The 21,884-nt window shown below is 64.0% G+C and carries 21 protein-coding genes; 5 read left to right on the forward strand and 16 right to left on the reverse strand.

All coding sequences use genetic code 11. From position 1 onward, the window contains the following. Positions 1-9 precede the first annotated feature (9 nt). From ACYU0X_RS09835 to ACYU0X_RS09850, 4 genes are all read left to right on the forward strand, one after another. On the forward strand, positions 10-1,254 hold the full coding sequence (locus tag ACYU0X_RS09835; protein WP_461900477.1) for a sensor histidine kinase: 1,245 nt from the start codon (positions 10-12) through the stop codon (positions 1,252-1,254). Then, positions 1,254-1,877: a response regulator gene (locus ACYU0X_RS09840; protein WP_461900479.1), complete on the forward strand. Its 624-nt coding sequence runs from the start codon at positions 1,254-1,256 to the stop codon at positions 1,875-1,877. The genes ACYU0X_RS09835 and ACYU0X_RS09840 overlap by 1 nt, the downstream gene beginning before the upstream one ends. A 93-nt stretch (positions 1,878-1,970) precedes the next feature. After that, positions 1,971-4,067, forward strand: a complete 2,097-nt coding sequence (locus ACYU0X_RS09845; protein ID WP_461900481.1) for an MMPL family transporter — start codon at positions 1,971-1,973, stop codon at positions 4,065-4,067. Next, on the forward strand, positions 4,060-4,515 hold the full coding sequence (locus ACYU0X_RS09850) for a DUF2871 domain-containing protein (protein ID WP_461900483.1): 456 nt from the start codon (positions 4,060-4,062) through the stop codon (positions 4,513-4,515). The genes ACYU0X_RS09845 and ACYU0X_RS09850 overlap by 8 nt, the downstream gene beginning before the upstream one ends. A gap of 7 nt (positions 4,516-4,522) precedes the next feature. Here the strand turns inward: ACYU0X_RS09850 and ACYU0X_RS09855 are convergent, their stop codons facing one another. Next, positions 4,523-5,371, reverse strand: a complete 849-nt coding sequence (locus ACYU0X_RS09855) for a glycerophosphodiester phosphodiesterase (protein WP_461900485.1) — start codon at positions 5,369-5,371, stop codon at positions 4,523-4,525. Between the two features lie 166 nt (positions 5,372-5,537). Further along, the gene (locus tag ACYU0X_RS09860) at positions 5,538-6,941 is read right to left on the reverse strand and encodes a DUF3100 domain-containing protein (protein WP_461900487.1); all 1,404 of its coding nucleotides are present in this window, start codon (positions 6,939-6,941) and stop codon (positions 5,538-5,540) included. Positions 6,942-7,157: 216 nt separating this feature from the next. Here ACYU0X_RS09860 and ACYU0X_RS09865 point away from each other — a divergent pair, with 216 nt between their 5' ends. Next, on the forward strand, positions 7,158-8,651 hold the full coding sequence (locus tag ACYU0X_RS09865) for a chlorohydrolase family protein (RefSeq protein WP_461900489.1): 1,494 nt from the start codon (positions 7,158-7,160) through the stop codon (positions 8,649-8,651). 69 nt (positions 8,652-8,720) lie between these two features. Here ACYU0X_RS09865 and ACYU0X_RS09870 read toward each other — a convergent pair whose 3' ends face one another. From ACYU0X_RS09870 to ACYU0X_RS09935, 14 genes are all read right to left on the reverse strand, one after another. Then, a complete protein-coding gene (locus ACYU0X_RS09870) occupies positions 8,721-10,175 on the reverse strand; it encodes an FAD-dependent oxidoreductase (RefSeq protein WP_418906785.1) in 1,455 nt (484 codons plus the stop codon). A gap of 18 nt (positions 10,176-10,193) precedes the next feature. After that, on the reverse strand, positions 10,194-10,973 hold the full coding sequence (gene cobA, locus ACYU0X_RS09875; RefSeq protein WP_461900490.1) for a uroporphyrinogen-III C-methyltransferase: 780 nt from the start codon (positions 10,971-10,973) through the stop codon (positions 10,194-10,196). Beyond that, complete coding sequence (locus ACYU0X_RS09880) at positions 10,966-11,826, reverse strand: ABC transporter permease (protein ID WP_309406864.1); 861 nt, start codon at positions 11,824-11,826, stop codon at positions 10,966-10,968. Before ACYU0X_RS09880 ends, cobA begins: the two co-directional genes overlap by 8 nt. Continuing rightward, a complete protein-coding gene (locus ACYU0X_RS09885; RefSeq protein WP_309406862.1) occupies positions 11,810-12,541 on the reverse strand; it encodes an ABC transporter ATP-binding protein in 732 nt (243 codons plus the stop codon). Before ACYU0X_RS09885 ends, ACYU0X_RS09880 begins: the two co-directional genes overlap by 17 nt. Next, positions 12,538-13,617 (reverse strand): ABC transporter substrate-binding protein, encoded by a 1,080-nt coding sequence (locus ACYU0X_RS09890; RefSeq protein WP_461900493.1) that lies wholly within the window; start codon positions 13,615-13,617, stop codon positions 12,538-12,540. Before ACYU0X_RS09890 ends, ACYU0X_RS09885 begins: the two co-directional genes overlap by 4 nt. Then, a complete protein-coding gene (locus ACYU0X_RS09895) occupies positions 13,604-14,905 on the reverse strand; it encodes a sulfate adenylyltransferase subunit 1 (protein ID WP_461900494.1) in 1,302 nt (433 codons plus the stop codon). Before ACYU0X_RS09895 ends, ACYU0X_RS09890 begins: the two co-directional genes overlap by 14 nt. Position 14,906: 1 nt before the next feature. After that, the gene (gene cysD, locus ACYU0X_RS09900; protein WP_309406857.1) at positions 14,907-15,830 is read right to left on the reverse strand and encodes a sulfate adenylyltransferase subunit CysD; all 924 of its coding nucleotides are present in this window, start codon (positions 15,828-15,830) and stop codon (positions 14,907-14,909) included. 16 nt (positions 15,831-15,846) lie between these two features. Then, positions 15,847-16,557 carry a phosphoadenylyl-sulfate reductase gene (locus ACYU0X_RS09905; protein ID WP_461900496.1) on the reverse strand — a complete coding sequence of 237 codons (711 nt, stop codon included), beginning with the start codon at positions 16,555-16,557 and terminating at the stop codon, positions 15,847-15,849. After that, the gene (locus tag ACYU0X_RS09910) at positions 16,554-18,257 is read right to left on the reverse strand and encodes a nitrite/sulfite reductase (RefSeq protein ID WP_461900498.1); all 1,704 of its coding nucleotides are present in this window, start codon (positions 18,255-18,257) and stop codon (positions 16,554-16,556) included. Before ACYU0X_RS09910 ends, ACYU0X_RS09905 begins: the two co-directional genes overlap by 4 nt. A gap of 85 nt (positions 18,258-18,342) precedes the next feature. After that, complete coding sequence (locus ACYU0X_RS09915) at positions 18,343-19,050, reverse strand: sirohydrochlorin chelatase (RefSeq protein WP_461900499.1); 708 nt, start codon at positions 19,048-19,050, stop codon at positions 18,343-18,345. A gap of 19 nt (positions 19,051-19,069) precedes the next feature. Continuing rightward, a complete protein-coding gene (locus ACYU0X_RS09920) occupies positions 19,070-19,834 on the reverse strand; it encodes an SDR family oxidoreductase (protein WP_461900501.1) in 765 nt (254 codons plus the stop codon). Positions 19,835-19,926: 92 nt separating this feature from the next. Beyond that, a complete protein-coding gene (locus tag ACYU0X_RS09925) occupies positions 19,927-21,021 on the reverse strand; it encodes a hypothetical protein (protein WP_461900502.1) in 1,095 nt (364 codons plus the stop codon). Positions 21,022-21,044: 23 nt separating this feature from the next. Continuing rightward, positions 21,045-21,323 carry a hypothetical protein gene (locus tag ACYU0X_RS09930; protein ID WP_461900503.1) on the reverse strand — a complete coding sequence of 93 codons (279 nt, stop codon included), beginning with the start codon at positions 21,321-21,323 and terminating at the stop codon, positions 21,045-21,047. Between the two features lie 9 nt (positions 21,324-21,332). After that, positions 21,333-21,830, reverse strand: coding sequence for a methyltransferase family protein (locus tag ACYU0X_RS09935; protein ID WP_461900505.1), 498 nt, complete (start codon positions 21,828-21,830; stop codon positions 21,333-21,335). Positions 21,831-21,884 lie beyond the last annotated feature (54 nt).

The following is a 21,884-nucleotide window of genomic DNA, read 5'->3' on the forward strand; positions in this document are numbered from 1 at the left end:
CTGAAGCCCATGAGCACCGTGCAGCCGCCGCGACAGGATACGAACCTCGAGGGTCGGGTCTTAGTCTCCCCCGCCCTGCTTCGTGCGGGCCAACATGTGGTCACGGCGATGCTGCTGGTGATCGTGGTGTTGCGGGCGTTGAGTGATGGCTCGGGCCTGGCGCCGATCCTGGTTGCCGCCGTGGGATTCGCCGGATGGTATGTGGCCGGGTTCATCGCCATGGCCCGGGCCCACAGCCAGCGATTACCGTTGTGGTGGCTTGCGATCTTGGTGCTGCTCTGGGTGGCGGGGCTCTGGGCGAGCCCGGAATTCATATGGTTGGCCTTTAGCCTGTGGCTGTTGCTCGGGCATCAGCTGCCGCTCTTGCCCTCGGCTCTCTGGTCCGCAGTGGTCTACGCTCTGGTGGTTCTGGCTCCGTACCTGCACCGCGGGCACAGCGACGTGGCAGCCATGGCCGGGCCCCTGGTGGGAGGCCTGTTCGCCTGGGGTATCTCGCGAGGTTATCTGCAACTCGAACACGACGCGAAGGTGCGCTCGGATCTGGTGGATTCGCTGTTGCGTGCCCAACAGGAAATGACCGAGCTGCAAGAGGAGCTGGCCCGATCCCAGCACGCGGCCGGTATCGCCAAGGAACGTACCAGGCTGGCCCGTGAAATACACGATACGGTCGCACAACAGCTCTCCTCCATCGGGCTCCACGCCAAGGCCGCGCTAACGGCCGCAGACGCGGAGAAAACCCGCACGGCGCTCCAGCGCATCGATGAGCTCTCTGGCGAATCGCTCAATGATCTGCGCCGCATTATTGCCGCTTTGGCCCCGGCGGAACTCGACTCCCAGGCCCTAACCGGTGCGCTGGAACGAATTCTTGCCAACTACGCACGCGATGCCGGGCTCACCACACGACTACATGTCGATCCGGGACTACCGATCATGGACCCATCGATCCAAATCGCCCTGCTCCGCACGGCGCAGTCGGCCCTATCGAATGTGCGGCGCCATGCCCGGGCCTCCACGGTGGCGTTGAGTCTAGAATTCAATGACCACGAAGTGCGCATGGACATTGTCGATGATGGGGTGGGCTTTAACGCGCAATCCGCACTGGACGCGCCAGTGAGCGACGCCGGAGGCTATGGCTTGACCGCCATGACCCGGCGCCTGAAAGAGCTCGGCGGAGATCTCGAAGTGGAAAGCGCGCCGGGAGACGGCACGGCACTGTGCGCCCATGTACCCCTGAGGATGGCGAAAGAAGACTGATGATTAGGATCTTGTTGGTGGACGATCATCCGATCGTACGCACCGGCTTGCGCTCATTGTTCGAGAACTATCCTGATCTTCAGGTGGTTGGCGACCTGTCCAGCGGCGAAGAAGCCCTTGAATTCGCCCGCACGCAACGAATCGACGTCGTGCTCTGTGACCTACGGCTGGGCGCGGGAATGAATGGCGCCCAGACTACGCGGGCCCTGACGAGCCTGCCGCGTCCACCTCGTGTATTGATCCTGACCACTTTCGATAAGGACGCAGAAATTCTGGCCTGTATCGAGGCCGGAGCGGCCGGCTACCTGCTCAAGGATGTCGCCGCGGAAACCATTGTCAGTTCGATCCGTCAGGCCAATGCCGGGCAAATGGTGCTGGCCCCGGAGATGACGCAGCGAGTGCTCGCCGGGATGCGCCAGCCGAAGATCGAGCTGACGGCCCGGGAGCGTGAGGTGCTCACGCAGCTGGCCACCGGTGCCGGCAACAAGCAAATTGCCAAGGCCCTGTTTGTTTCCGAGGCCACCGTCAAAACGCACCTCGTGCACATTTTCGAGAAGCTACAGGCCACCTCGCGCACCGCGGCCATCACCAAGGCACAAGAGCTGGGACTCCTCGAGGGGTAGCAACACGCCCGTGAAGCCCTCAACCATATGGTTGATCTTTCATTGGCTCCTTTGCCCGATGGCAGGCTCACCCGCACCGCGTTGACTGGAAGTATGAAACTTCCAGTCCTTTCCCGCCTCGGCGACACGCTCACCTGCCGCCGCAGCGCGCGCCGCTGGTTGGCGCTGAGTTTGCTTGTCATCACCCTGCTTTTGGGTGCGCTCAGTGGCATCGACGCCCCGCCACGTGCCAGCGGGGCCCCGGTCGAGGGTTCCGATTCGGCCCGCGTAGCGCAGCTACTGCGCGAAAATACTACCGAGCACCGCACAACGGCATTGCTGGTCGCCAGCGGCGACGACGCTCAGGAGTTAGATCCCTTTCAGGTTGAACGGTTCACCGCGCAGAGCCGTGAATACGCTCAGGCGCTGGGCCTGAGCTCCGGGCGCGTCATCAGAAGTGAAGACCGTGCAGCGGTGATGGTGCCACTGAGCTGGGACACCGTCTCCGAAATGGACGATCGGCAGACCCTGACCGACCTCCGCACCTCCATTGCCGCGCACCCCATCGACGGCGTCCAGCAACAGGTCACCGGGTCAACAGCCTTCGCCGTGGACATTACCGGCGCATTCGCCGGGGCCGACTTCACGCTCTTGGCGGTGACGGTAGCGATTGTCGCAATCTTGCTCATCGTGACCTACCGGTCGCCGATCTTGTGGTTGCTCCCCCTGCTGGTGGTGGGGCTTGCCGACGGACTGGCCGGCCGAGTCGCTAACCTGCTCGGGACGAGTCTGGGACTGCATTTCGATGCCGGGGTACTTAGCGTGCTGGTCTTTGGCGCCGGAACCAACTACGCGTTGTTACTCATTTCCCGCTACCGTGACGAGCTACGGCGTCAGAAGGATCATCGCGCGGCCCTGCGCACCGCCTGGGTCGCGAGTTTCGAAGCCATCGCGACCTCGAATCTCACGGTCGTTTTGGCGCTACTCACCTTGGGTCTCGCCGTCATGGACGACACTCGCGGCTTGGGCGTGGTGTGCGCCGCGGGCTTGCTGATCGCCGCACTGCTCGTGTTGTTCCTGCTCCCTCCGGTCTTGGCGCTTGCCGGACGCAAGGCCTTCTGGCCGCTGGTGCCCAGCCCCGGTGTCGCCCCGGCACCCACGAATGTTTTCGGCCGCGCCGCCCACGCGGCAATGCGCAAACCAGCACTGAATGTCGCGACCCTTATGGTGCTTCTGCTCGTGCTGGCCGGCGGGTTGGCCGGCACCCGGATGGGTCTAGATCAAACCCAACAATTTCGTACCCAGACCGAGTCGGCCAGCGCCATGCAGCAGCTAGTGGCCCACTTCCCTGCCGGGGAAGCTCAGCCAATCACCGTGCTCAGTGACGGCGCGGATGCGACGGCGTTACGCGAAACCTTTGCCGGGCTCGCCGACGTGGCCCGGGTCGCTGAGCCCAGCACGCTCAATAGCACCTGGCAACAATTCTCGGTGATCACTCATGCCGATCCCGGATCGCAGCAGGCCCAAGAGCTTATCAAGGAACTCCGTGACCAAGCCGCGGCACATAGCGACGCGACGGTGCTGGTCGGCGGCCAGATCGCCGAACAGTACGACAACCATCAGGGACATCTGCGGGATCTGCTCCTGATCGCCCCGCTGATTGCGGCCATCTGCTTGCTCATGCTCGGCTGGCTCACACGCTCCTGGCGCACCGCCGTAGCTTTGGGCTTTGTCAACCTGCTCAGCGCCGCGGCCGCACTCGGCGTGGGATCGGTGGTTTCGGCCTTGCTATTCCAGATCAACGCGCTCGACATTCAGGTACCGCTCCTAGCTTTCGTGTTCCTAGTCGCTCTTGGTGTGGACTACACCATCTTCTTGACGCAACGGGTGCGGCAAGACCTGCTCGAGCTACCGCTACACGCCGCGGTGCCACGAGCGGCGAGCCGTACCGGAACCGTAATCACCAGTGCGGGCATGGTGCTAGCAGGCGTCTTCGCCGCCCTCGCCACCTTGCCACTGACGGTGCTCGGCCAGCTAGGAGTCATTGTCGGCCTGGGAGTTTTGGTCGACACCTTCCTGGTGCGCACCTTGCTGTTGCCGGCCCTCTTTGCCCTGCTGTCCTCGGGCCGCCACCCACTGTTTGGCGATCAACCTTCAACCTCGACACAACCGGCGCACCCCGCCGCGACAGAAAGTGAAATTCATGCGTAAACTTCTTAACTTGGCGTTCGGCTACATGCTCCTAGGCGTAGCCTCGGGATTGTTCTATCGAGAGTTCACCAAGCTCAACGACTTCCCCGAAGGATCATGGACGCAATTGTCGGTGGTGCACACACACTTGCTGGTGCTGGGATTTGTGGTCATACTGCTCGTACTTCTTCTGGAAAAAGCCTTCAAGCTCAGTGAACAACGAAAACTGTTCGCATGGTTCCTCGGCACCTACAACGCCGGACTGATCTTGACGACGGCCATGCTCACGGTACACGGCATGCTGACCGTTCTCGGGATGGAATCGAGCAAGATGATCTCCGGAATCGCGGGTCTGGGTCATATGGGGCTCAGTGCCGGGATGATCCTGTTGTTCGTCATGCTGCGGCGCAGCGTCACAGCGAATCCGACGCGCCCCGTGGCGGCGGAAGCGACGCCGACACGTCACTAGCGACCGGTCAGTTGTGCGGCGGACCCGGTGTCCGCCGCTGCAGCTGCTCGGCGACCCGTTCCGGCCAGTCTGTGGTGATCCGAGTAGCACCTCGGGCCACGGCGTTGGAAACGGCGCGTGGACCATTGACGGTATAGACCCCGAAGTCCAGCGAACTACGGCGTAACCGTCGCGCCCCACGTTCGTCGAGGGCACGGTAATTGACCCCAATGGCCTGAGCGTATTGTTCGATTCGTGTAAGTGCGCGTTTCGAGGGGACGGATCTGGTGAGCTGTTGCACGGGGATATGTCCGGCCAGCCGGGCGAACTCTCGGTTCGAGCGTGCATCAAACCCGAGCACTTCCACGCCGTGGCGTCGCACCACATCGACCCACTTCATATCGTTAGTGAGCCGTTCGGCGAGCACCGTTTCGATCCCCGGGGAATTCTTTGGATTCTTGATCTCGATAAATAGCCCGCAATGTCCGTGTACCGCGTCGCGGACCTCGTCGAGGTGCGCGATGCGTTCGCCGGCAAATGCCGCGGAGAAGTGCGAACCAACCTCCAGTCGTTGCAGTTCCGCCCAGGTAAAGGTGGTGATGGGCCGGCGTGCCCGGCGGGGAAAGACCTCGGCGATGTTAGTGGTGCGGCGCCCGGTTTCGTCGTGGAAGACGAAGGGCACCCCGTCTGCGCTGAGCTGCACGTCCACCTCGATGTACTGTGCCCCGCAGCGTACTGCCGCGGCAACTGCCACCAAGGTGTTTTCCGGTGCAACTCCACTCGCACCGCGGTGCCCAATGACCCTGACCTCCGGGGCAGACCCCGGCAGGTTCGGCCGCGGGCTTGGGGCTGGGGACAGGATTTGTTGCTGCTCCATGGCGCCCAGTCTTCCCTCCGGTGCTGACGTGCTGCGCAACCCTAAGTGAATTCCGGGCAAAAACTCGCCGGTCCTTATCCTGTACACGCGCCGGGGACTTGCGCACGTGGCACTGGCCGCCTCGCTGACCCTGTGGGAAGCGAGTCGGCCAGTGGGCTGCACGGTGCTATACGTGGATGACGAACTGCGCCAAGGCGGCGGCTCCAACGAAGCTCGCGGTGAAGGTCAGCATCGCCACGATGACAACCTTCCAATTCAGCGACTTCAGTGCCTTCACATCGCGCCCGAGGTTCATGCCCAGGAGCGCGATCGAGGCCAGACCCACGAACAGGGCGTCGAGATGTTCGGTCAGCCCGGTTACGAGTCCCGCGGTCGGCATAAAGGGGGCGGTCACGAAGGTGGCCAGCGCCAGCACCCACACACTGGGCGGTACCGAGCGCACCAATTTACTGAGCAGGAAGGCCACGGACGTTAGCGCGCCGAGGACGAGAATGCCAAGGGCCTCATTGGCCCCGGCCACGCCGGTTCCCAAGGCGTTGAGCAGGAACCCGACGACGATGCTCGCCCCGAAGGCAATGATCCAGGTGGATGGCTTCATCCGCACCTCGGGATCCACGGTGACGGCGTTGGTGTCAATGGCCGAGGCGGCCTCCGAACGCTTGGCCTTCTTCACCGGCTGTCCATTGGCGCCGACCCGGCGCCCCTCGTCATCGCGGCGGAATAGCCGCTTCCAGAAGGTGTACAGGCGCTGCGCCATCGGCATGGAGAGGAACACTCCGGCATAGAAACCAACCAGATTGGTCACCAGGTTGGACAGGGCCGCCAGGGCCATGATTTCGCCGGCCTGCTCGGGATAGATAATCGACAGTGCGGCCACACCGCCGAGCATCATGGACCCCGACCCGAGCCCAAGTCCCAATGCAAGGGCGCGTGGGTCAAAGATCCCCAGACCGCCAAGCAAACCGGCCAGCAAGGATATGAACACGGCACCGAAAACGCTACCGAGTAGCCAGACCGAAAAGACGCCGCGGTATTCCGGGGACTTCACCCCGAAGCGTTGCAAGGCGTAGGCGAGGTAGGACTCGCGGTCGATCGCCCAGGTGGCTCCGATGGCCATGCGTCCCATGCCCAAGGCCACGGCCACCGGCAGCGCGATGATCACGGTGCCGAAAATGTGGCCGACTTCCTGAAGTAGTACGGCGGGACCCAGGTCGGTCAGCTGTGAGAGGGCCGATCCGACGCTCACTCCCAGTGCGGCCAAGAACATCACGATGCTGACATCCAGGAGCACCGAGGACACCGCACGGCTGTGCCCGGTCATCGGACGGACCTTCTGCACACCGATGACGGCCCCGAGTAGCACCGCCCAGAGCACCGGCATGAGCACGATGGCGGCATTGCCCAATGGGATCTTATGCGTGCCGAGCAGGATGGCAACGACACAAATTCCCGCCGAGAGCAGGATCATCGATCCCCACTGCCACGCGTTGGGCGTAAAGAGCGCCGAACGCGTCGCGCTAGGCTGCGCCTCTGTCTGCGCGTGCACGGCAGCTGCCGGCTCATGACTCATTTGGGTGCTCCCTTGATCTCGTCCACGCTGTGCGGGACATCACTCAATTTTGGTATACAGAAATAAGGTAAGCTACATCACCAGACAGCGCAAGATGCGTCACATAATACTCATAACCGAGATTTACAAGGCAAAACCTTGAATCACGAGGCGAGTTCGGTGCATCACCCACGCTGATTTGGCATACTAAACTTCAGCTTCAGATTGGAGAGGGCGATGATCACACGCCTGCGCGCCCGATATATTCTCGGATTCGACGGGTCACGGCACGTCATGCACACCGACGGAGAACTGGTTTTTGACGAGGACACGATCATTTACATCGGGGCGCATTATCCGGGCGCTGTCGATGCGGAACGGGACTTCGGCAACAGTCTGATCGCCCCGGGATTCATTGATCTAGATGCCCTAACGGATATCGATCACCTGCTCATCGATTCCTCTCCCACCGCCGAGATCGCCCCTGGCCTGCAGTGGTCGCGCGACTATTTCGAGCACCGGCGACACGATGTCTTCACCGCCGACGAGCGGCAGGTCATCCGCACCTATGCGCTCGCGCAACTGGCACTGCATGGGATCACCAGCTATATGCCCATCGCTTCGGAGATCCACAGCGCCTGGGCCGAAAGCTTTGCTGAACTACGCGGCATGGCGCAGACCAGCATCTCTATCGGCCTGCGGGGTTTCCTCGGACCGGCCTATCGTTCCGGGGTTAACGTCACGGATGACGACGGTCAGCGGGTGATCCTCTTTGACGAGTCCGAGGGGCTGCGCGGCTTAGACGAGGCAGAGCGCTTCCTCGACTATGCCCAAGAGCTGGCGCACCCGTTAATTACCGGAGTCCTTCTCCCCTGCCGCATTGAAACGCTCAGTGATGAGTTAATGCGGCGCACCGCCCGGCTTGCCACGGATCGCAACGCACTGGTGCGCCTACACTGCCTGCAATCCGAGGCGGAGGATACTTTCCTGGCCGCGCGCACCGGCCGTACCGTGCTCGAACAGCTTCACGATACCGGGTTGCTCGAGACCAGACTGCTGATTCCCCATGGGATCGTCATCGACGGTACCGACCCAACGAGCAGTGCTCCGGGTGGGGCCCTGGAGCTACTGGCCCGCCACGAGGTCAGCATCATTCATTGCCCGTTGACCACTTTCCACTACGGCAGAATGCTGCGTTCCTTTGACGCTTTCGCGGCCACCGGGGTGAATATGACCCTTGGCACCGATTCCTTCCCGCCGGATCTCATCAAGGGAATCGACGTGGGTACCCACGCGGCACGGATCATCGAGGGCCGCCTCGACGCCGGGAAAATCTCCGACTTCTTCAACGCCGGGACCTTGGGTGGCGCCCGGGCGCTGGGCCGCGAGGATTTGGGACGACTAGCGCCTGGCGCTCAGGCCGATCTCATCGTCGCCTCGCTGACGGACTTCCGCGATGGGGTGGTCGAGGACCCGCTACGTACCCTGGTCCTGAACGGTTCGGCCCGGAATATCACCGACAGTTATGTGGCCGGACGCCCGGTGGTGGTGAACTCCGAATTACCGGGCTTCGATCTCGTGCGGCTACGCGAGCAAGCTCAACAGCTCTTTGCCCGCATGGTGGCCGGCTATCCAGAGCGCGACTACAAGCGGCGCGAGGTGGCCGAGCTTTTCCCCACCGAGTACCCGGCGGCCACGAGCGAAGCGTTGCTCGATCCGGCGCAGCGTTAAAGGCGAAAGCCCCGGAGCGTCGATATCATTCGACGCTCCGGGGCTTAGTTCGCTGAGCCCGGGGTGGTCTTACAGGCTCTCAGCCAATTTTTTTGCGCGAGCATACTCAAGCATCTCGCCGCGTTCCACAACCTTGATCCGGTCGCGGGTCACCTCGCCGAAGCGGGTTTCCACGGTACCGGCCTGGGCGCCGAGTGCCTTCTCCTGCTCGTCCAAGGCCAACCAGCCGGACCAGTCAGCGTAGTCCACGCCGCGTTCGGTCAACAGTTCGGCGATGGTCTGCTCCGAGGCCGGAACGGCAAGCTCGGTGAGGTCCTCGAGCAGGTGGGTGATGGTTTCCAGCGCATCGCCCTTGGTGTGACCAATCAGGCCCACCGGGCCGCGCTTGATCCAGCCGGTGGCGTAGAGGCCAGGAACGAAGTTGCCCTCGGCATCCTGAACACGACCCTCGACGTTGGGCAGCACACCCTTGGCGCCGTCGTACTCGATATCGTCCACGGCCGAACCGAAGTAACCCACGGCACGGTAGACCGCCTGCAGCGGGTACTCGATGAATTCGCCGGTGCCCTTGGCGTTGCCGGTGCCATCGAGTTCGTTGCGCTCAACCTTCAAGCCGGCAACCTTGCCGTCTTCACCAAGGATCTCCACCGGGGACTGCAGGAAGTGCAGGTGCAGGCGACGCGAGGCGCTCGGGGCGTCTTCGCGTTCTTCCTGCTCGATGAGCCAGTTAGTCAGCGTCGAGACCATGGTCTTGGTCTGGTTATTGGTCTTCATGGCCTCGTCGGAGGCCTTGTCGAACTCGAAGTCCTCCGGGTAGAGGACGATGTCCACATCCTTGGAGTGGGACAGTTCGCGCAGTTCCAGCGGGGTGAACTTCACCTGTGCCGGGCCACGGCGACCGAAAACGTGCACGTCGGTGACGGCCGAGTTGTTCAGCTGCTCGTAAATGTGCGCCGGGATCTCGGTTTCAATGAGCTGATCGGCGTGCTTGGACAGAATGCGAGCCACGTCCAGAGCCACGTTGCCGTTACCGATCACGGCTACTTCCTTAGCCGACAGATCCCAGTTCTTATCCACGTCCGGGTGCGCGTCGTACCAGGAGACGAAGTCGGCGCCGCCGAAGGAGCCTTCAAGGTCGATACCCGGAATGTTCAGGTCCGCGTCCTTCTGTGCACCGGTGGCGATGATGACCGCATCGTAGCGTTCCTTCAGCTCGGCCAGGGTGATGTCGCGGCCCAAGCCTACGTTGCCGTAGAAATCGATCCAGTCGTTGTTCAGCACCTTGTGCAGGGCGTTAATAATGCCCTTAATGCGTGGGTGATCCGGCGAAACACCGTAACGAATGAGGCCGAAGGGGGTGGGGAGCTCGTCGAAGAGATCCACCTTCAGACCCAATTCGCCGGATGCCACGGGCTGGCTCTTGGCCAGAAGATCCGCGGCGTAGATGCCGGCCGGTCCTGCCCCGACGATCGCCACGCGCAGGGCGCGCGAGGTCAGGTGCTCTGGGATGGTAATTTCACTCATCAATCAACATCTACTTTCTTAGTCAACGAATGTGGCCGCCGCCGCGGCATCGGACGTGTCCAACGACTTTAATGAAGCCAGGTGGACCTGTGCATCTGGTGCCAGACGGACTACGTCACCGATCACGATGACGGCCGGATTCGCCACTGCGGCTTTGCGGGCGCGCACTACGATCTCTTCTAGCGTACCTATAGTTGTGCGTTGCGTCTGTGAGTAACCTCGCTCGATAATCGCAATCGGGGTACTTGACGGCAACCCACGGGATGTGAGCGTGGACACGGTGGATGCCAGGGTCGAAACACCCATGAGCACCACCAGGGTGTGATCGGCACGTACCGGAACCTCACCGAGGTCCTGATGCCCGGTGACCACGGTAAAGCCCGTGGCGAGGTGCCGATGTGTGACCGGGATACCCGCCGCGGCGGGTACCGAGACGGCGCTGGTGATCCCGGGGATCACCCGTACGCTCAGTCCGTGCTGTTCGGCGTAGAGGCGTTCTTCGCCGCCGCGCCCCAGCACGTAGGGATCGCCGCCCTTGAGCCGGACCACGTTCTTTCCGGCCAGCGCGTGAGTGACGATTAACTCATTAATTTCATCCTGACTGGCCACGTGGCACCCAGGAGCCTTGCCCACATCGATGACGGTGACGTCGTCGGCAAGGTCGGCCAACAAGGCGCGCGGGGCCAAACGGTCCGCCAACACCACGTCGGCGCGCAATAGGGCCTTGTAGCCGGCCACGGTGATCAGTTCCGGGTCACCAGGCCCGGCACCAATGAGGGTGATCTCTCCCTTAACCATGGTGTTCTCCAGTTCGTTTCAGTCCGCGGTCCGCCAACAATTTCCGTTCCAGCGGAGCAAAGCAGAGCAGTTCAATAAGCACGCCGATGAGCAGGATGAAGATGATCACCAGCATCACCAGCGGCAGGTCGGCCAGGTCTCGGCCGCGCTGGAGCAGCGAGCCAACGCCCAAGTCCAGCGAACCGCCAACCGCAATCAGCTCCGCGGCCATCAATGAACGCCAGGCAAAGGCCCACCCCTGACGCAACCCGGCCACATAGCCAGGCAGCGCCGCAGGTAACTCCACATGCCAGATATGTTGGGCTCGGCTGGCGCCTAGCACGGTCGACAGCGAACGGTATTGCCCCGGGATGAGGTCCACGCCGGCCAGCAGACCGTTGATAATCGAGGGCACCGCCCCAAGCAGCAATACCGTGTAGATGGTGGCGTCGGAAAGCCCGAAGAGGATGATGGCCGCCGGAACCCACGCAATGGAGGGCAATACCTGCAACGCGGAAATCAGCGGGCCAACGGCCTGGCGTAACCGCGGCTGGTGGGCCAAGAGCAGGGCGATCGGCGTGGCGATCAGCACCGCCAACACGAAACCGCTCAACGCCCGCCACAGCGAGGTACCCACGGCCGGCAACAGCGATCCGTCGGCCAGCACCTGCGGGAGCTTGGCGGCAACCTGCACCGGACCCGGGAACAGGTCCTGGCGCAACGGCACCGCCCAGGCGATGATCTGCCACAAACTGAGCAACACGATCACGGCCAGCACGGGCGAAAGCATTCCGCTACGCGCTCGGCGCGGTTTCGGCGCAGGCGCCGGGGCGCTGTGCGTCGCGCTGCCGCTGCGTTCAACGAGCGTCGTCATCTTTGCGTTGCTCCTTTCGCAAGATCTGGGTCAGTTCATTGGCCATGGCGGCGCTGCGTGCCGGATCCTCCCGCAGCTCCTCGGTGATCCACCGGGTTTCGAGGATGCGCCCGGGATGCGAGGAGAGCACCAGGATGCGTCCGGCCAAGCGGATCGCCTCACGCACGTTGTGCGTCACGAAGATGATGGTCTTGCCGGTACGCTGCCATAGCGCGCGTAGCTCCTCGTGCAGCATGTCCCGGGTGATCGCATCCAGGGCCGCAAAGGGCTCATCCATCAAGAGCACTTCGCGTTCCTGAGCCAGCGCCCGGGCCAGGGCCACGCGTTGCCGCATGCCTCCGGAGAGCTCATGGGGTTTGCGGTGCGCCGCATGTCCCAGCTGCACCAGTTGCAAGAGCTCGGCGACTTTCGCCGCCCGCTGCCCGGCCGGCACGCCGGCCAGCTTCAGCGCCAGCTCCACATTGTCTCCGGCGCTGAGCCATGGCAATAGGTTCGCGTCCTGGAACATGAACGCGGCGCGATCATCGGGCACTTCCAGCCACCCGGCGCTCGGCGGCAACAGTCCGGCGATGATGTTCAACAGCGACGACTTGCCACAGCCCGAGGCACCGAGCACGGCCACGAATTCGCCGGACTCGATACTGGCCGACAGGGAGTCGATGACCAGCGGGCCATCGGCGTAGCGCAGCGAGACTTCATGCAGTTCTACACTCATGGTCGCTCCCCCTGTGCCGTATCGGCCAGTAGACCGCTCAGGTCCCCGCGTGGGCCAATACCTACCTGTGCGGCGTGCTCCATCAACTGCTCCAGGGTGCCGGCCGGCACCACGGTGTCGAAGTGAAGCTCGCTCAGGGCCGCGCGCAGCACCTTCTCATCGAGGGTGGCGCCATTGGCGTGGCTCAGCCCCGCGGCGACAAGCTTCACGCGTTCGTTCTTCTTCGCGGCGTTCAACGTGTCAATGGAACGCTGATTGGCTTCCAGCAATCGACGTACGCTCTGCGGGTGTTCGGTGCTGAACCGCTGGGAGACCACGAGCATGGTGGTGGGAAACTTGCCCTCCGGCCACAGCTGAGCCTCGTCAAGCAGACGGTGGGCACCATAGTTCTCCACCAGCAGCGAAGCGTAGGGCTCGGGCAACCAGGCCCCGTCCACCGCCCCGCGGGCGAAGAGCTGCGGGACGGTCCCGTTGCTGCTCGGGGTCACCGTGGTGCTCTCGCTCAGTCCCTGCTCGGCCAGGAAGTGGCGCAGAGCCACATCCTGGGTGCCGCCATACTGCGGGCTGGCCAAGTTCTTTCCGGCCAATTGAGACACCTCGGTGATGTCCTTCGACACCACCAAGCTGGCCCCACCCGTGGTGGCTCCGGCGATGACCTGCAGCGAGTGACCGCCGCTGGAGAGGTAGCTGGTCAGGGCCGGGCTAGGCCCTATGTAGGCGGCATCCAGGGCGCCGCTGTTCAAGGCTTCCACGGCGGCCGGACCGGCATTGAACACCTCGGTGGCCAGCTGCGTGCCATCGGCCTGCAGGCTCTGGGAGATGAGCCCTTGCTCAACACCCACCAACGCCGGGGCGTGGGTGGCGTTGGCGAAGTAGCCCAAGCGCACGCTCGCCGCCGGGCCCTGATCGGCATTGGCTGCCACCGACTGGGGTTCGGGCACGAACGCGGTCAGCACGGCCGTGGCCGCCACCAGTGCGACGAGCACCGGGGCCAGCCAGCGGCTTGCCCGCCGTCCGGATCCGCTACCCGCCGGGTGCAGCCGTAGCCTACCGGCGCGTGGTTCAGGCTGCGACATGACGGTCCTGGACGAACCCAGCGGCCAGCGTGGTGCCGTCGACCGGGTCGATGAGCAGGAACGATCCACCGGTACGGCTGCTGGCATACGCTTCGGCGGCCAGAGCCGAGGCGGTCCGCACGCTCAGCCGGCCCAAGTCGTTCAGCTGCAGCGACTCGGCGGGGCGGGTGGAATAATCCAGCACATCCAGTACGTGCTCGATGCCGGAGATCTTTGCCTGAGTCACCTTGGTGCCGTGCTTGATCAGCACCCGGTCCCCGGAACGCAAGGTGCGTTCGGCCAGCACGCAGACCTCGGCGCTGAGCTCCTTGCTCGGCTCCGGCAGCGCCCCGGCCACGATGGTGTCGCCGCGGGCAATGTCGATCTCATCGGCCAGTTCCAGAACGATGGCCTCCCCCGCTTCGGCGCTGGCGGCCGGACCGTTGACGGTGTGGATTCCAGCGATCTGGCTCTGCGCCGGGCGGCCGTTGGAGAGCAGGCTCACGCTGTCCCCCACATTCAGCGTTCCACCGGCGAGGGTGCCGGCGTACCCGCGGAAGTCCCGGTAGGCCTCGGCGTCCAGCCCCGGGGCCAGGGCACCCTGCGGGCGGATCACATACTGCACGTCCAGGCGCGGCAGGTGCTCCTGCACATGCTCCGATGGTTCGATCGCTTCGAGGAGCCCCAGTAGGGTCGGGCCCTCGTACCAAGGGCTCTCGGCCCCTGGCTCGACCACGTTCTGCCCACCCAAGGCGCTCAGCGGGATGGTGTGAATGCGCGCCAAGCCCAGCTGCTCGGCCAGCGCCTCGATGTCGGCGACGATCGCACTAAATTGCTGCTCGTCCCAGTCGATGAGGTCCATCTTGTTCACGGCAACGACAACCTGCGGCACGCGCAGCAGGGCGAGCACACCCAGGTGACGACGGGTCTGTTCGAGCACGCCATTGCGGGCGTCCACGAGCACCACGGCGACGTCGGCGGTGGAAGCGCCGGTGACGGTGTTGCGGGTGTACTGCACGTGGCCCGGGCAGTCGGCGAGGATGTAGGAGCGGGTATCGGTCGAGAAGTAGCGGTAGGCCACGTCGATGGTGATGCCCTGCTCGCGTTCGGCACGCAGCCCGTCGGTCAGCAGTGCCAGGTCAAGAGCCGGCACCTCACCGCCGAAACCACGTTCGGTGCTGGTGCGGGTCAGCTCATCCAGCGAATCGGCCAAGATGGCCTTCGAGTCGTGCAGCAGGCGGCCGACCAGCGTGGACTTGCCGTCGTCTACCGAGCCGGCGGTTGCAATACGCAGAAGTGTGTGCGGCATTTTAGAAGTACCCTTCCTTCTTGCGGTCTTCCATGGCCGCGGATGAAATTCGGTCATCGGCGCGTGTGGCGCCGCGTTCGGTGAGCGTGGACAGTGCGAGTTCCGCGCGCACCTTTTCGATGGTGTCGGCTTCGGAGGCCACGGCCCCGGTGCAGGAGGCGTCACCCACGGTGCGGTAGCGCACCCGGCGGATGGTGACCGGCTCGTCCTCGGTGGGCTGGCTCACCGGGGTGACCGCGCGCAGCATGCCGTCGCGTTCGAAGACCTGGCGGGCGTGGGCGAAGTAGATCGGCGGCAGCTGGATCTCTTCGCGTTCGATGTAGGCCCAGATATCGGCTTCGGTCCAGTTGGAGATCGGGAAGGCACGCACATGCCAGCCCGGCTCGTGGCGACCGTTGTACAGGTTCCACACCTCCGGACGCTGGTTGCGCGGGTCCCATCCCCCGAATTCGTCGCGTAGCGACAGGATGCGCTCCTTGGCGCGTGCCTTGTCCTCGTCGCGCCGCGCCCCACCGAAGAGCACGTCGAAACCGTGGGCTTCGATGGTGTCCAGTAGCACGCGGGTCTGTAGCAGATTGCGGGTGCCGTCGGCACGCTCGGACAGTCGGCCGTCGTCGATGTAGTCCTGCACGGAGCCGACCACGAGGTTCAGCCCGTAACGTTCCACGGCGGCGTCACGGAAGGCGATAACCTCCCCGAAGTTGTGCCCGGTATCCACGTGTACGACCGGGATCGGGACGCGGGCCGGGGCAACGGCCTTGGCTAGCAGGTGGAGCACCACCACGGAGTCCTTGCCGCCGGAGAAGAGCAGCGCGGGCTTTTCGTGTTCGGCAAGTACTTCGCGGATGATGTGAATGGATTCGGCCTCGAGTGCGTCGAGCACGCTGCGCTCGGCACGGGTGGGAGCAAGAGTTTGTGCGGTCATGGTGTTTCTCCCTTTCCTAGAGGTGGATTCCGCATTCGGTTTTCGACAGCCCGGCCCAGCGCCCGGAGCGTGGGTCTTCGCCGGGGGCCACCGGACGGGTGCAGGGCTGGCAACCGATGGACGGGTAGCCGTGGGCCAGCAGCAGGTTCACCGGCACCTGGTGCTCTCCGGCGTAGCCGACCAGCTCGTCGAAGCTCCAGGTGGCGACCGGGTTGAACTTGATCAGCCCATGCGCCTCGTCGAAGGTCACCACCGGCGTGTTGGTGCGGGTGGGTGCTTCTTCACGGCGGACTCCGGTGAACCACGCCGAATACCCGGATAGCGCCTTCTTCAGCGGGTCCATCTTGCGCATCTGGCAGCAGGCTGCGGCGTCGCGGGCGAATAGGTCCTTACCGTACTTCTCGTCCTGTTCGGCCACGGTTAGTTCCGGCAGCACGTCGATGACGCGCACCGGCAGCTTCGCAGCCACTTCATCGCGGGTGAAGTGCGTTTCGGCGAAGTGGTAGCCGGTCTCGAGGAACAGCACGTCCACATCGGGAAATTCTTCGGACACCAGCGCCGGCAGGACGGCGTCGGCCATCGAGCAGGCCACGGCGACCTCGCGCACCGAGAGGTGCTTGGCGGCGAAGGCGATCACCTCGGCGGCGGTGGCTTCCCAATCCAGCTCGGCGGCGCCCAGTTCGGCGATCTGACGCAGCTCGGCTTCGCTTCGGGTGGTGGTGCTCATACCAGTTCCTCCTCGTCGACTCGGTGGGCCCAGGCGGCGAAGGACTCGCCTTCCTGGGCGCTTTCCCCGTAGCGGTGCACCACGCGTTCGACGTAGTCGGGGATCTTATCTGCTTCGACCTTCAGGCCGCGTACGGTGCGGCCCAGTGATGCCTCTCCGTCTTCGGAGCCGGCCAGGGTGCCACCGAGGTGGACCTGGAATCCGGACACCTGTTCGCCGGCATCATTGGTGATCAGCTGGCCCTTGAGCCCAATATCGGCGGTTTGGATACGGGCGCAGGAGTTCGGGCAGCCGTTGACGTGCAGCGAGAGCTTCTTGGGCAGCTTCCCGGTGGCGTCGGCCAGGCGGGATTCGATTTCACGAACCGCACCGGCCGCGGTGTCCTTGGTGTCCACGATGGCCAGCTTGCAGAATTCGATGCCGGTGCACGCGATGGCCGAACGGGCCAGCAGTCCCGGGTTCGCTTCCAGCCCCAGCTCGCGGGCACCGGCGATGAAGGACTCCACCTGCTCGCCGGGCAGATCCAGGACGACGACCTTCTGGTGCGGGGTGGCACGCAGGCGCTGGGAACCATGCGCCTCGGCCAGCTGGGCGAGGCGGGTGAGGATGGTGCCGGAGACGCGACCCACCAGTGGGGTCAGGCCAACATAGAAGTTCCCGTCCTTCTGCTCATGCACCCCGGAGTGGTCTCCGGCCTCGGTGGGCTGTGGGGCGGGCGGACCGTCGGGTAGGGCGTAGCCCAGGTACTCATCCTGCAGAATCTGCCGGAACTTTTCCGGTCCCCAGTCGGCCAACAGGAACTTCAGGCGGGCGCGGTTACGCAAGCGGCGGAAGCCGTAGTCACGGAAGATCGAGACGACGCCCTCCCACACCTCGGCGGCGCGATCCTGGCTGACGAAGACGCCGAGGCGTTCGGCCAGGCGTGGGGCCGCGGACAGCCCGCCACCGACCCAGAGGTCATAGCCGACACCCAGCTCGGGGTGCTCCACGCCGACCAGTGCGATGTCGTTGATTTCATGCACCACGTCCTGGCTGGGGTGCCCGGTGATGGCGGATTTGAACTTGCGCGGCAGGTTCGAGAATTCCGGGTTGCCGATATAGCGGGCAGCGATGTCGCGGATGACCGGGGTCGGGTCGATCAGCTCGTCCTTGGCGATACCGGCCACCGGGGAACCGAGGATGACGCGCGGCACGTCGCCGCAGGCCTCGGTGGTGCTCAACCCCACGGCCTCGAGTCGGTTCCAGATTTCGGGGACATCCACCACGTCGATCCAGTGCAGCTGGATGTTCTGGCGGTCGGTGAAGTCGGCGGTATCGCGACCGAATTCGGTGGAGATCTCACCAATAACGCGCAGTTGCTCGGTACTCAGCGCCCCGCCGTCGATGCGCACGCGCAACATGAAGTACTTGTCTTCGAGCTCATGCGGTTCGAGGCTAGCGGTTTTGCCGCCCGGGATCCCCTGAGCGCGCTGGGTGTACAGCCCCCACCAGCGGAACCGCCCGTGCAGGTCATCTTTGGTGATGGAGTCGAATCCCTGTTTGGAGTAGACCTGCTCAATGCGCTGGCGCACATTCAGCCCGTCATCGGCCTGCTTGAATTCCTCGTTGGCGTTGAGCGGGGTCTTGCCGTCGACCTTCCATTGTCCGTTGGGCTTCGCCGCGCGCCGGGTGGCTCGGGTGGGTGTGGTGGTTTGCGTCATGTCTGCCAGCGTAGGCGCCCACCCCGGAGGCAAACCAAGCCCAAAGGACTTCTAGAGCCCGATTACTTCGCACTGGTCAACATCGTCATTTTTCGTCATCTAAGAGCACCTCTGCAAGGGCCTGCTGGGCCCTTTCGGCGAAACATTGCGCAATGTTTGCGTCAGGTAACAGAGGACTTGTCACAACCCATGCATCCGTGCTGCGAAGCTTATTTTGGAAGTATCCCTCCGCCAGCAGGACGCTGAGCAGCAAGACCTTCTCCCCTGCCGCCGCGCGCACCACCTCCCCGGCTTCGGGCTTGGCGCCGGCGCAATAGGCCACCGCCACCTCGCGGTTCAGTTCCTCCCCGAGTCGCTGCGCGAGCGTTTGAATCTGCTCTTGCCCAATGCGCATCCGGGTGCCTGCGGCGGCCAACACCACGGTCTCTGCCTGCTCGAGATGCGCGGCGGCACGGTCGGCGAGCACTCGGACCAGTTCGGTCCCGGTGGCCAGCACTCCAGCCACCACGGCACGCGGGTGGCTGGCGGCGGCCTGGGCGAAGTCCTCGGTGGTGTGAAAGCCGTCGGCGACCAGCAGGGGCACGAGGACCACCGCTTCTTCGCGCGGGAGCGCATCGAGAACCTCGGGCAGGCGTGGTTGTTGCACATCCACGTAGGCCTCATGCCAGCGCAGGTCGACCCCGTCGGGGACCGGGAAGATCGCGGCGATTTGCTCGCGCAGTTCGTTGATCTGCGCTTGGCCCACCTGGCTGTCGGTTCCGTGGCTGGCGGCGATAATGTGCACGGTTTGCATCGGCTGGTTCCCTTACTGACTAGTGCTTGCGCACAAGCTTGTGATTGGCTGCTTGGGCTTGCGGGCGGATGACGATTTCGTCGAGATTCACATGGTGTGGCAGCGAAACTGCATAGCGGATCACCTCGGCCACATCCTCGGCCAGCAACGGCTCGTCCACGCCGGCATAGACCTTGGCGGCGGCCCCCGCATCCCCGAGACGTCGAAGGGCGAATTCTTCGGTTTGCACCAGTCCGGGGAGCACCTCGATGACGCGGATTCCGTGCTCCACCTCCTCCAGACGCAGTGCCTGGGTCAGTGCCCGCTGGGCCGATTTCGCCGCGTTATAGCCGCTGCCTCCTTCGTAGCTGGCTAGGGCGGCGGTGGAGGTCACGTTCAGGATGGTGCCTTGATTGGCGCGCAACTGCGGAAGCAGCGCCCGAGTTAGACGCATCGTGCCCATCACATTGGCCTGGAACATGAACTCCCAGTCCGCGTCCTTGGCCTCGGCTAGGTAGTCGGTGCCGCGCGCCCCTCCGGCGCAGTTCACCAGGGTGTCCACCCCGGGACCCTCTTGGAGTCCGGCGAGAAGCTCATCGATGTCGGATTGCACGCTCACGTCGGCGGCCAGGGGCACCGCACCGGTTTCCTCGGCCAGTGCCTGTAGCCGTTCGGCGCGGCGAGCTACGGCGTAAACGGTCCAACCGTCCGCGCACAGTGCGCGAACGATGGCTTGGCCGATACCGCTGGAGGCCCCGGTGACGAGGGCGGAACGTGACTTTGAGTTGGAGGCGTCGATAGTCATGTACCCACTGTAGAACCTTGTCACAGCCCTGCGTTAGGTTATGAAGCCCTTACCGAGCCACGTCGCCGCAGTACCGGCTGCGGACGTCGGGCTTAGCTGGCAAGCTGTTCACCTGCCGATACGGAACGGCGTGGTGGCGGTGGGGCCCAAGACAGATACCCGGCTACGGACAGCGCGGCCGTGCCGCACAAAGTAAGGAAATACCCTGCTGGTACTGCATCGGCCCCGCTGGTACCAAAGGCATCGGCCAAGCCCATGCTCATCGCGAAACTCGCAAACCAGAGGAAGAACACTTGGGCGCCAATCAATAGCCCGCCGGCGATGAGCCAGCCCCGACTCGTACCGGGCGCGACGCGCCAGCGGCATGCCGCACCGATCGCCACGAGCGCGGCACACACCGGCCAGCAACCGGCCCAAATGAACATCTCCATCGTGCCCGAACGCTCCCCGGCCGCGTATAACTGTGTGTAGATCTGATCCAGACTCAGGCTCGGCACCTTGGCCTGCGGATTCCAGCGCAATACATGAAGCAAGCCCACGGCTGAAACACCAATGCTCAGTAGCACCAGCAGCAGGCCCCCACGGAGTTGCGCACCAGTCCGCAAAATCACCGCGTGACGTAGTGGCCGCTGCGCGGTGAGGCTACCGAACAACACACCAATCGCGCAAAGCGCGACCACCCCGTACCCCACCGCCGTGTATGCCGTAAGCAGGACGATCACCCCGACGAACACTAGAACCGCGGCCCAAGTGGGTAGCGGCAATCTAACCCGGGTACGGCCCAGCCGGTAGAACATGATCTGGGCTGCCCCGACAACCAGGAACGCGGCACCGAGTAGTGCCAGTATCCGACCAATGAGCGCCGCCACCGAGAACAGCTGTTGGCCGTTCGCGAGTGTGGCCGGTTCAAGATCGAACCCTCCAAAAAGCACAAAGATAAATCCCCATGGCAGGAGGGCGGCGGCTAGTGCCGCGGTCCGCCACACACGGCGCGTTGCCCAGCGCTCTAGTTCCGCCCCGGGGTAGATCGGGCGCACCCGGTCAAAGGTCAGGGCCGCGAACAACGCCCGGCATAGGAGCGTGAATTGGGCGAAGCCACCGCTGCCAGCAGGCGGCGCCGCCGCCTTCCAGTGGGCGATAAATCGCTGTCGCTGCACCGCGGGGACAAGCCAGCTGATTGTTTTCAATAGACCTTGCCGTGGCACCCTGTTCATGCCCGAGCCCCAACGCACCAGGGGCTACCGGCAGCACGAGTAACGTGGGTTCTGGTCTCGGCCACGCGGCAGTGCCGTGCCTGATGCGGGTCTGTCTCCACGCCCTTCACCAACACCCAGTCCCGCACACTGCGGTGATCGCCTGCCGCATATCCATGCTCCCCGCGTGGGTGTGAGTCCTCGACTACAGCCCGTCCCCACACCGGCGACTCGGGATGTTTGAGCATGTCAGGTCGCAGGCGCGGCGTTTCGGTCACGTGAGATAGGGGCTTCATGGCCCCATCCTAGCGATCCGCGTCAGCTCCGCATGGGATGTTGGCGCACCCGGAACCAATCCAGCGGGGCACGCGCCGGCAGTATTCGACATAGCTTCTTCCGTGCAAGGACCGCAATGCTTGCTCCTCGGCGGGTATCTGCGCCCGATCCAGCCACTCGGCCAATAGAGCGGTGGGCACCTGTGCCAGTAACCCTCCTCGCCATAGTCCGTGGGCCGCGACGGTACATACCAAACCCAAATACATCGGGTTGCGCGAGATGGCATAGGGGCCATCTGCAACCAGCTGCGTGCCACGCTCTGGATGAAGCGGATTCACGGTGGTGCGCGCGGCACGGAATCTGCGTTCGCTCAGCGCACCGAGTGTCACTCCAGCACCCAGGAGGCCCACTGCGAAGGCTCGGCGCACTATTCCGCCGCGCACCGGTCGCGTCAGTAAATACTGCGCGAGCAAAGCCCCGGCCGCGACGGCCGGTGGCGGTATGCGAGGTGCCGTGACGATACCCATATCTGTGATGCTACGCCGCCACAGGCGCTTTGTTAACGGACGCATCGATCAGCG

The sequence above is a fragment of the Glutamicibacter sp. X7 genome, assembly GCF_054889245.1.